The 4238-nt window shown below is 70.3% G+C and carries 3 protein-coding genes; all 3 read right to left on the bottom strand.

Going from position 1 to position 4238, the window contains the following annotated elements:
- Nucleotides 1–24 precede the first annotated feature (24 nt).
- A complete protein-coding gene (locus L7D48_RS26695; RefSeq protein ID WP_237883330.1) occupies nt 25–819 on the bottom strand; it encodes an SDR family NAD(P)-dependent oxidoreductase in 795 nt (264 codons plus the stop codon).
- A 196-nt stretch (nt 820–1015) separates the two neighbouring features.
- Nucleotides 1016–1948 (bottom strand): UTP--glucose-1-phosphate uridylyltransferase, encoded by a 933-nt coding sequence (locus tag L7D48_RS26700; RefSeq protein ID WP_237883332.1) that lies wholly within the window; start codon nt 1946–1948, stop codon nt 1016–1018.
- Nucleotides 1949–2148: 200 nt separating this feature from the next.
- Complete coding sequence (locus L7D48_RS26705) at nt 2149–3387, bottom strand: transposase (RefSeq protein WP_237883335.1); 1239 nt, start codon at nt 3385–3387, stop codon at nt 2149–2151.
- Nucleotides 3388–4238 lie beyond the last annotated feature (851 nt).

Consider the following 4238-nt stretch of genomic DNA (forward strand, 5'->3'; position numbering starts at 1 on the left):
GCCGCGGGGTGGTGGGGGAGGGGGTCAGATCTGTCGCAGGGCGCCGCCGTCGACGGCCCACTCGGCGCCGGTGACCTGCCGGGCCAGAGGGGAGAGCAGATAGGCGATCACCCGGGCCACGTCTTCGGGCCTGCCGATTCGCCCGCTGGGCAGCCGGCGCTCCTCCCGGATGAAATGGTCCACCGCGTCGTCGGGAGACATGCCGTACCGCTCTCCGAGCTGTTCGGCGAACCCGCCGGGAGCGTCGAACAGCGCGGTTCGGGTCGGCCCCGGAGACACGATGTTGGAGCGGATGCCCAGCGGACCGAACTCCGCCGTCAGCGACTTGGAGACCGAGAGCAGTGCCGTCTTCGTCGCCGCGTAGTCGACCAGCGGTGCGTCGGGGAACCGGGCCGCCTCGCTGGCGAGATGGACCAGGCTCCCCGAGCCCTGCTCGACCAGCACGGGCAGGACGGCCTTCGTCATCCGCACCAGCGAATGGAAGTTGAGCTCGAAGGTCTCCTTCCACTGTTCGTCGGTGACGTGCAGGAACCCTCCGCGGGAGGAGAGCCCGCCGACGTTGTTCACCAGGCCGTCGATACGGCCGTACCGGTCCAGTGCCGCACGGGTGACCAGCTCTGCGGCGCCGGGGTCGGTGACGTCGGCGCGCACGGAGGTCACCCGGCCGTCGCCGTCGTCCAGCGCGTCGACGGGCCCGGTGTTCCTGGCCACCCCGACCACGTGGGCGCCCTCGGCGGCCAGCAGCCGGGTGGTGGCCCCCCCGATTCCGGCGGACGCCCCGGTGACGATGTACACCTTGCCGGAGATTTCGAGGTCCATCAGCGGTTTTCCTCTCGTGCAGGATGCGGTGCTTTTCTCGAATGCGGTACAGCGGTACGGTCAGGATTTTCGGCGGGTGCGGACAGCCCCGGCCGATCGGGGGGAACGGCATGGCGTGTGCTGGCCGGTCGATTTTTCCTCGGGCGGGCATAGGCGAGGGAAACCGCACGGAAGTCCCCGTGGAAAAGGTGTGCTGTCAGGCGCCGGTCGTCGCGGGCTTTCTGTCGTCCACGAACTCCAGCAGCCAGTCGCGGAATTCCGGGCCGAGGTCCTCGCGGTCCCAGGCGAGGCGCACGATGGTCCGCAGGTAGTCGGCCCGGTCCCCGGTGTCGTACCGGCGGCCGGTGAACACCACTCCGTGCACCGGCCCCGCCGCACCGGTCCCGGCCATCTCGCGGAGCGCGTCGGTGAGCTGGATCTCCCCCCCGTGCCCGGGGCCGGTGCGGCGCAGCACGTCGAACACGCCGGGGTCCAGCAGATAACGCCCGATGACGGCGTAGTTGCTCGGCGCGAGACCGGCGGGCGGCTTCTCCACCAGGTCGGTGACCCGCACCACCGCGTCCTCGTCCATCGGGGTCCCGCCCACCGCGGTCACGGCGGCGCAGCCGTAGAGCCCGGTCAGTTCCGGGGCCACCTCCATCAGCGCCACGACGCTGCCACCGTACCGGTGCCGCACCTCGGCCATGCGGTCGAGCAGCACGTCGCGCGGGTCGATCAGGTCGTCCCCCAGCAGCACGGCGAACGGTTCGTCGCCGACGTGCGAGGCGGCACGCAGCACCGCGTGCCCCAGCCCCTGGGGATCCCCCTGGCGCAGGTAGTGGATGTCCGCCAGGCCGTTGGAGAGCCGGACCTGGGAGAGCCGGGTCATGTCGTTCTTCCGCCGCAGGGCTTCCTCGAGTTCGAAGCTGCGGTCGAAATGGTCCTCCAGCGGGCGCTTGTTGCGCCCGGTCACCATGAGGACGTCCGTCATGCCGGCGGACACCGCCTCCTCGACGACATATTGAATGGCCGGCTTGTCCACCACGGGGAGCATTTCCTTTGGAGTGGCTTTCGTGGCCGGCAGGAACCGTGTGCCTAGTCCGGCAGCCGGAATGACTGCCTTGGTGATCCGAGCTTTCGGTTCGGTCATGCGGAGACGGTATCCGGCGGGCGAGCCGGAAGGGAACAAGAACCGCGAGATCGTGGAGAGTTCGGTGATTTACGGATGTCGCCGTGCGGTGGCCGGGCCCGTGTACAGCAGTTTTTCCCACCGGTCGGGCCGGCCGGTGGGCCGACTTGCCAAAAACGTCGCCCGCCGGTGCGGCGGGGAGCCGGAACCCCGCCCCCGCTCTACACCCCCGCCCGGGCGTACTCGTGCTTCTCCCGCGCGGTGGGCAAGGGCAGCTCGCCGTGCTGGGTCAGCCGGGCGTAGGCGTACGCGGCGGAAGCGAGCGTCATGTGGTGGTGCCAGCCGGGGAAGGAGCGGCCGGCGAAGTCCAGCAACTCGAACCGGTTGTCCAGGCAGTTGACGGTGTTCGTGGCACTGGTGTGCAGCAGCGCCAGCTCCAGCAGCTCGTCCAGCCGCTGGTGCGCCAGGTTCGTCATCCACAGCAGATCCGTGCCCCGGCCCTCCGGGACGGGCTGGGTGAACAGGCGGTAGACCCCCTGATCGGTGTCGTGCGACCGCTTCCCGGAGAGCCGGAACAGCGCCGAGAGCACCGGGACGTGCCGGAACACTCCTTCGGGGCCCATGACGGTGGCGGTGTAGTGGTTCCGGTCACGGCGCGATCCCAGCAGCTCGTCCGCGGTGTGCATGGTCTCCCGCGGGCGTGCCGGATGGATCCGCTGGACGTCCGGCCGCCGCTCCGCCACCACCTTGGTTCCCGGCCGTACGGCGAGGACGAAACCGCATCCCATCGCCTCCAGGCGCGCGACGGCCGGTCCGACATCATCGGTGTCGCTCAGGTCCGCGACGACCGGCGCGGGAGGGCCGGAGGTGACGGTCAGCATCTTCTCGACGAGGTCCAGGGCGTCCTGCCACAGCGGCTGGGGCACCACGTCCCGGGGGATGCGGGCCCCTCTCCGCAGCGTTTCGTCCTCCCCCCACTCGGAGGGCATGTACAGACGCCAGTCGACCGGGAGGTTGGCCCCGGGGCAGGACAGGAACAGGGCGGTGCCCAGCTGGCAGTTGACCGTGCGCCCGCTGGAAGCGACGAATCTTCGGTGCACGCAGGCGGATCTGCCGCCCCGCTTGGGCGAGACGGCGAACGCGACAGTCCACGCGCGGACGGACGCCCGGCGCTCCACCCACCGGGCCAGCTCGGTGCGGGAGGGCTCCCACTTCCACGAGCTGCCGCTGATGAACTGCTGGAGCGAGTACCAGGCCGTCGGCGAGCTGGAGACGGACTCCGCGAGCCGCCGCATCGACTTCCTGCCCTGGGTGAAGAGCAGGCCCCGCATGTAGGCGCGCGCCCACTGGCGCTGGTCGGCCCTCGGCAGGTGCCCGAAGAGGAGATCGCTGAAGACGTCTGCGTCCTGGATGCCGGGTGTCGCTCGGTCCAGTGTGCCGATACCGGTGCTTCGGGGCATTGGTCGAACCCTTCCATGACGGGATGTCGGTGACCTTGACGACTTGCTGTACGCCGGGCCGGGCCGGGCGGTGCGGACCCGTCCGAACGAAGGGGAGTGCCCGGCGCGTGCGGCTGCCGGCAGGGCCGCTACGGTGCGGGCCTGCCGGCAGCCGCACGCGGAACGAGTGGAGCCGGACCGGCCCCGCCGTCGTGCCCATGCCTGAGGTGGGGCCGTGTCCCGGCGCGAAGCTCCGCGCGTAGCGCCGGACCCGGGCTACCGCCGTTCCGGCGGTTCGGTACGGCCGTGCCCTCAGCGTCGGGGGCACGGAAGGAGACGGAACGAACGCGGAGTGCACACCATCGGCGCTGACGGCCCGCTCACGGAAAGCCGGACGGTCACACCGCCCGTCGGCCCGGAGTACCGCGGGGCCTCAAGGGTTGTTGGCGGTGCGCGGGAGGAACCGGCACGGCCGCCTCCGCGGGCGGCGACTCCGACAGCTCCACGGACATACCGGTCCGACGTTCCAGCAGCGCGTGTGCGCCCATCTTTCCCCCTGTGAGAAGCCCCTGGGGAGGGGCCCGAAAACCAGCCGCTACATCCGGATACTCACACACGCATCGCTTCAGCCGTATGTGCGTACCCACGAACACTCGTTCTACACCCCTCATAACAAGCCAGGTGCCGGGCAAGCGCACAAGCACAGGACACATGCAGGGGAAACGTTCCGCCGGGCCGCCGCGCGCTCGCGCGGAAAGTCGCAACACCGGCGCAAAAACGCCGTAGGACTCTCGTGTTCCGCTTCCGCGTGCCGCTGCCCTGAGCCTTTCCCGGAACGGCCCCCACTCGTCCGTGGCGAGATCAGGTGCCCC

The organism is Streptomyces sp. ICN903 (assembly GCF_022015835.1).
Classification (GTDB): Bacteria; Actinomycetota; Actinomycetes; order Streptomycetales; family Streptomycetaceae; genus Streptomyces; species Streptomyces fenghuangensis.

Bases quoted from the DNA above. Each gene is read 5' to 3' on its own strand.
- L7D48_RS26695 (WP_237883330.1), bottom strand. From the start codon at position 819: ATGGACCTCGAAATCTCCGGCAAGGTGTACATCGTCACCGGGGCGTCC.
- L7D48_RS26700 (WP_237883332.1), bottom strand. From the start codon at position 1,948: ATGACCGAACCGAAAGCTCGGATCACCAAGGCAGTCATTCCGGCTGCC.
- L7D48_RS26705 (WP_237883335.1), bottom strand. From the start codon at position 3,387: ATGCCCCGAAGCACCGGTATCGGCACACTGGACCGAGCGACACCCGGC.